The sequence below is a fragment of the Oerskovia sp. NPDC060287 genome (assembly GCF_042726775.1).
Lineage (GTDB): Bacteria > Actinomycetota > Actinomycetes > Actinomycetales > Cellulomonadaceae > Oerskovia > Oerskovia merdavium.
On sequence record NZ_JBHXBO010000262.1, the window covers coordinates 1 to 5,375 of the forward strand.

Genomic DNA, 5,375 nt, shown 5'->3' on the forward strand with positions numbered 1-5,375 from the left:
ACCCGGAGTTCATCGCCCGCGGCGAACCCTGGCTCGACCCGCGCCTCCTCCCGCACGTCCGCGCCCTGGCCGACCCGGAGACCGGCCTCGCCTGCTCCGCCCCCCACGGGGACCGGAGCAGCGGGCGTCCGGGCCCGTCACCAGATGCGGACGCGCTCCTCCGGGGCGAGGTACAGCGCGTCGGACTCCGTCACGCCGTACGCCTCGTAGAACTCGTCCAGGTTGCGCACCACGCCGTTGCAGCGGAACTCGTTGGGGGAGTGCGGGTCCGTCGCGAGACGACGTACGACCTCCTCGTCCCGCCCCTTCGACTGCCACACCTGGGCCCAGCCGAGGAACACGCGCTCGATGCCCGTGAGGCCGTCGATCACCGGGGCCTCGGACAACGGGCGCCCCAGCGCGATGCGGTAGGCCTTGAGCGCGATCGACAGCCCGCCCAGGTCGCCGATGTTCTCGCCGATCGTCAGCGCGCCGTTGACGTGCGGGCCGTCAGCGGGCAGCTGGACCGGGCGGAACTCGTCGTACTGCGCGATGAGCGCCTTGGTGCGGATCTCGAACTCGGCCCGGTCCTCGGGCGTCCACCAGTCCTCGAGGCGGCCGTCGCCGTCGTACTTGGACCCCTGGTCGTCGAACCCGTGGCCGATCTCGTGGCCGATCACGGCCCCGATCCCGCCGAAGTTGACCGCGTCCTCGGCCTCGGGGTCGAAGAACGGCGGCTGGAGGATCGCGGCCGGGAACACGATCTCGTTCATGCCAGGGTTGTAGTACGCGTTGACCGTCTGGGGCGTCATGAACCACTCGTCGCGGTCGAGCGGCTTGCCGATCTTGCCCAGCTCGCGGTCCTGGTCGAACGCGTTGGACCGGCGGACGTTGCCCACCAGGTCGTCGGCCTCGACCACGAGGGCCGAGTAGTCGCGCCACTTGACGGGGTACCCGATCTTGGGCGTGAAGGCCTCGAGCTTCGCGAGCGCCTTGACCTTGGTCTCCTCGGTCATCCAGTCGAGCCCCAGGATCGACTCGCGGTACGCCGCGACGAGGTAGGCGACGAGCTCCTCCATGCGGGCCTTGTGGGCCGGCGGGAAGTGCCTCTCGACGTACACCGCGCCCACGGCCTCGCCCAGCGCGCCCTCGACGAGCGAGACGCCGCGCTTCCAGCGCTCGCGGACCTCCTGCGCCCCCGAGAGCGTGCGGCCGTAGAAGTCGAAGTTCGCCTCCACCAGCTCGTCCGTGAGGTAGGGCGCGCGCGCCGAGACCAGGTGGTAGACGGCCCACAGCTTCCAGTCCTCGAGCGGCACCGACTGCCACAGCTCGGCGAACCCGGTCGCGAAGCCCGGCTCGCGGACCACGAGGTGGTCGAGCGACCCCTCGGGCGCACCCAGGGCCAGGACCCACGCGTGCCAGTCGAAGCCCGGCGCGGAATCGGCGAGCGCGCCCAGCGTCATGGGGTTGTAGGTGAGGTCGGCGTCGCGGTCGCGCACCACGTCCCAGTGGTGGGCCGCGAGCTGGGTCTCGAGCGCGAGCACGCGCTCGGCGGCCTCCTCGGGGGACGCGCCCCACGTGTCCACCGTGACGCCCGCGAGGGTCAGCATGCGTGCGACGTGGGGGACGTACTTGGCACGCACGTCCGCGTACTGGTCCTCGCGGTAGTACGCCTCGTCGGGCAGACCCAGGCCGCCCTGGTAGAGATATGCGACGTACTTCTCGGGGTCCTTGGCGTCGTTGTCGACCCAGAACCCGAACGCGCCGGCACCGCCCGTGCGCTGGAGCGCGCCGAGCGCGCCCGTCAGCTCGGCCTGGGTCGTCGCGGCCGCGAGCAGCGCGAGGTCCGGGGCGAGCGGGGTGACGCCGCGCGCCTCGATCGTGCCGGTGTCCATGAAGCTCGCGAAGAGCGCGCCGATCTGGGCCTGGACGCCCGTGGCGTCACCGGCCTCGACCGCGGCCGCGGCGTCCTTGATGATCTCGCGGACGTGCTCCTCGGCCTGGTCGTGCAGCGCGCGGAACGAGCCGTCCATCGAGCGGTCGGCGGGGATCTCGTGGGACTCGATCCACTTGCCGTTGACGTGCCGGTACAGGTCGTCCTGCGGACGGACGGCCGGGTCGATCGCGGACAGGTCGATACCGGAGGTCGGGGTGCCGGTGGTGCCCGCCGTCTGGCCCTCGACGTGTGGTGAGGTCTGTGTCATGCGTCTCAGGTTATGCGAGCGCGAACGCATCCGGGGGCAGGATCGGGGATGATGGGGGCCATGCGCGTTCACATTGCAGCGGACCACGCGGGGTACGAGCTCAAGGCTCACCTCGTCACGCACCTCAAGAGCTCGGGCCACGACGTCGTGGACCACGGCGCCCACGAGTACGACGCCCTCGACGACTACCCGTCGTTCTGCATCGCGGCCGGCGAGGCCGTCGTCGCGGAGCCCGGGAGCCTCGGCGTCGTGATCGGCGGCTCGGGCAACGGCGAGCAGATCGCCGCCAACAAGGTCGACGGCGTGCGCGCCGCCCTGGCCTGGAACCTCGACACCGCGAAGCTGGCCCGCCAGCACAACGACGCCAACGTCATCTCGGTCGGCGGGCGCCAGCACACGGTCGAGGAGGCCACGTCGTTCATCGACGCGTTCCTCGCCGAGCCGTTCAGCGGCGACGCCCGCCACCAGCGTCGCATCGACCAGCTGGCCGCGTACGAGGCCTCGCGCCACCAGGCGTGAGGTCGGGCCTGACCATGCTCCGCGTGCGGGTCGGCGGGGTGCCCCGTGCCTGAGGGGCACACCGTCCACCGCCTCGCGCGGACGTTCGCCGAGCTCTTCGCGGGGCAGGTCCTGGCCGTCTCGAGCCCGCAGGGGCGTTTCACGGCCGGGGCCGCGCTGCTCGACGGGTCCCGCCTGGTCGCCTCGCGGGCCTGGGGCAAGCAGCTCTTCCTGGGCTTCGCCGACGCTTCGGCGCGCCCGGAGCCGGGCGGTGCGCCCAGCGTCCCGCCCGACGACGACCTGCGCTGGCTCCGCGTCCACCTGGGGCTCTACGGGGCCTGGACGTTCGCGGGCGACGGGAGCTCCGCCGTCGTGCACGCGATCGGTGCGCCCCGCAAGCGCATCGGCGAGCGCGACTCGATCCCCGCCGGGCCCCTCGAGCCCCTCGCCCCGCAGGGCGAGGAAGCGTGGACGCCTCCTGCGCCGCGCGGGGCCGTGCGCGTGCGGCTGGTCGGGGCCCACGCGGTCGCGGACCTGACCGGACCCACGGCGTGCGAAGTGGTGTCCGCGGACGAGGTGCGCGCGGTCGAGGCGCGCCTGGGGCCGGACCCGATCCGCGACGACCCCGCTCCGGCCGGCGGCCCCGACCGCTTCGTGGCGGCCGTGCGCCGCTCGCGCACGAGCGTCGGGCAGCTCCTCATGAACCAGGACGTCATCGCGGGAGTGGGCAACATCTACCGCGCCGAGGTGCTCTTCCGTGCGGGCCTGGACCCGCTCACGGCGGGCAGGGACGTGCCCGCGGAGACGCTGCGGGGTGTCTGGGACGACCTGGTCGTCCTCATGCGCGACGGCGCGGCGACGGGCGCGATCGTCACCACGCGCCCGCAGGACCGCCTGCCCGACGACGGCGCGCACCCGGGAGCGCCCGCTCGCACCGGGACGGTGCGGCAGAACACCGACGGCTCGGCGGGCTCGGTGCCCGCTGACCAGGCGTTCTACGTCTACCACCGCGACGGCCTGCCGTGCCGCGTGTGCGGGACGCCCGTGCTCATGAAGGAGCTCGCGGCGCGCAAGCTCTACTGGTGCCCGACGTGCCAGCGGTGACGGAGGACGAGGCCGACCGACCGTCGAGTGCATGATCGTGCTGCGACACGCCCGGTGAGTCGCAGCCGAACCACGCACTCGACGCGGGTCGCGGTCAGAACACCCAGCTCGACACGGGCGCCACGGGCCACCCGAACGCTGCGCTTGCTGCTGCCAGGGCACCGGGCCGGTGCTCGGTGACGAGCCCGGCTGTCGCGAGCGAGACGAGCGAGACACCGCCCAGGAACGCCGAGCCCAGCTCGCGCACGTCGAGCGACACGTCGGCGGGGTCGTCGGTGCGCTCGCACGTCGCCTCGCCGAACGCCGTGGCGCGCAGTCGCCAGTGGCCCGCGTTGTCCGGGACCCGCTCGTCGCTCACGTGCAGGACGATGTCGACGTCCCCCGCGTACTGCCGTCCGGCGAGGGCCACGGGGACGTCGAGCACACGGACCCACAGGTTGTCGGCCACCCGCCCCGCGGCTGCCCGCGGGTTGACCAGGAGGTGGGTGATGGCGTCGTCGACCGGGATCATGAACGGCTCGATCTCGCTCGTGAGGTCGAGGTCCGTCAGGACGCCCCACAGTGCTCGGGCGGCAGCCGCGTCGAGCGCGACGACCTCACCCGTGCTGACGGTGCCGCGCGGACCCGTGGTCTCCCACGCGAGCTTGCGGCGGAAGGTCGCGTAGCCGCGTGGCTCCCCGTCGCGCTCGACCACGACGATGCGCTCGGACTCGCGGCCACGGCGGAACACGGCCGGGTCCGACCACCAGGACTCCTGCAGCTCGGGCGTCTCGCGCGTGACCCAGCCGGGCCGGTTGATCCCCGTGCCGTGACCGCCCGGGTCGGCTCCGGCCGCGCGGTGCAGGGTGTCGACGAGCTCTCCGTGCCGGGCGCGGTCGGCCTTCTCGATGCGGACCGTGTGCTCGTCGGCGCCCGGGACGTCGCGCAGGGCTGCGCCCCGGGGGATGGTCAGGCGCAGGTCCTGCGCGGCCTGGCCGTAGCCGAACCGCCCGTAGATCGGGGCCTCGGCAGCGAAGAGCGCCGAGACGGGTTCGCCCGCGGCCCGGGCCTCCTCGAAGTGGAGGTCGATCATGGCGCTGAGGATGCCCCGGCGCCGGTGCTGCGGGTGCACGCCCACCCAGGTCAGGCCGCTCACGGGCAGCGTCCCGCCCGGCACGGGGAACTGGGAGAACGGGTACGAGGAATGCATGGCCGCGAGCTCGCTCACGGTCGGGACGGCGCCGTCGAGCGGGACGGCGTCGGCGTCCTGGTGCTCGCTCACCACGCCGAACGTCCGCGACCAGGTCAGGGGCAGCGGGAGCCCGACCTGCTCGTCGAGGTCGACCTCGGACGGGAAGGCCCACGTGTCCACGTCGAGGAGGGCGCGCTTGTCGGCCTCGGTGAGCGGGGCGAAGCGGTAGCCGGCGGGCAGGGGGCGTGGGGAGGGGGCGGTCATGCCCTCATCATCACGGTGCGGCGGGGGAGCGTGCCAGGGGAAATGTCGGGGGAGTCGTCAGGGCCGTGCCGGGGCGCACCCGGGGCGTCGTAGCGGGGAGCGGCCCACGAGAAGCCGGTCGAGAAGTGAGCTGTGGCCCCTGATCGGGCCGGATC

At 73.2% G+C, this 5,375-nt stretch carries 4 protein-coding genes; 2 read left to right on the forward strand and 2 right to left on the reverse strand.

Translation table 11 applies throughout. From position 1 onward, the window contains the following. Window positions 1-137: 137 nt before the first annotated feature. Window positions 138-2,183 carry a M13 family metallopeptidase gene (locus ACFWFR_RS17020; RefSeq protein WP_377623786.1) on the reverse strand — a complete coding sequence of 682 codons (2,046 nt, stop codon included), beginning with the start codon at window positions 2,181-2,183 and terminating at the stop codon, window positions 138-140. 60 nt (window positions 2,184-2,243) lie between these two features. Between ACFWFR_RS17020 and ACFWFR_RS17025 the strand changes: the two genes are divergently transcribed. Further along, window positions 2,244-2,702: a ribose-5-phosphate isomerase gene (locus tag ACFWFR_RS17025; protein WP_056648578.1), complete on the forward strand. Its 459-nt coding sequence runs from the start codon at window positions 2,244-2,246 to the stop codon at window positions 2,700-2,702. Between the two features lie 45 nt (window positions 2,703-2,747). Further along, window positions 2,748-3,785, forward strand: coding sequence for an Fpg/Nei family DNA glycosylase (locus tag ACFWFR_RS17030; RefSeq protein WP_377615797.1), 1,038 nt, complete (start codon window positions 2,748-2,750; stop codon window positions 3,783-3,785). Between the two features lie 94 nt (window positions 3,786-3,879). On the opposite strand, the gene eis is transcribed toward ACFWFR_RS17030, so the two are convergent. Then, the gene (gene eis, locus ACFWFR_RS17035) at window positions 3,880-5,220 is read right to left on the reverse strand and encodes an enhanced intracellular survival protein Eis (protein WP_377623787.1); all 1,341 of its coding nucleotides are present in this window, start codon (window positions 5,218-5,220) and stop codon (window positions 3,880-3,882) included. Window positions 5,221-5,375 lie beyond the last annotated feature (155 nt).

Coding starts and splice junctions, on each gene's coding strand:
- ACFWFR_RS17020 (WP_377623786.1), bottom strand. CDS start 2,183: ATGACACAGACCTCACCACACGTCGAGGGCCAGACGGCGGGCACCACC.
- ACFWFR_RS17025 (WP_056648578.1), top strand. CDS start 2,244: ATGCGCGTTCACATTGCAGCGGACCACGCGGGGTACGAGCTCAAGGCT.
- eis (WP_377623787.1), bottom strand. CDS start 5,220: ATGACCGCCCCCTCCCCACGCCCCCTGCCCGCCGGCTACCGCTTCGCC.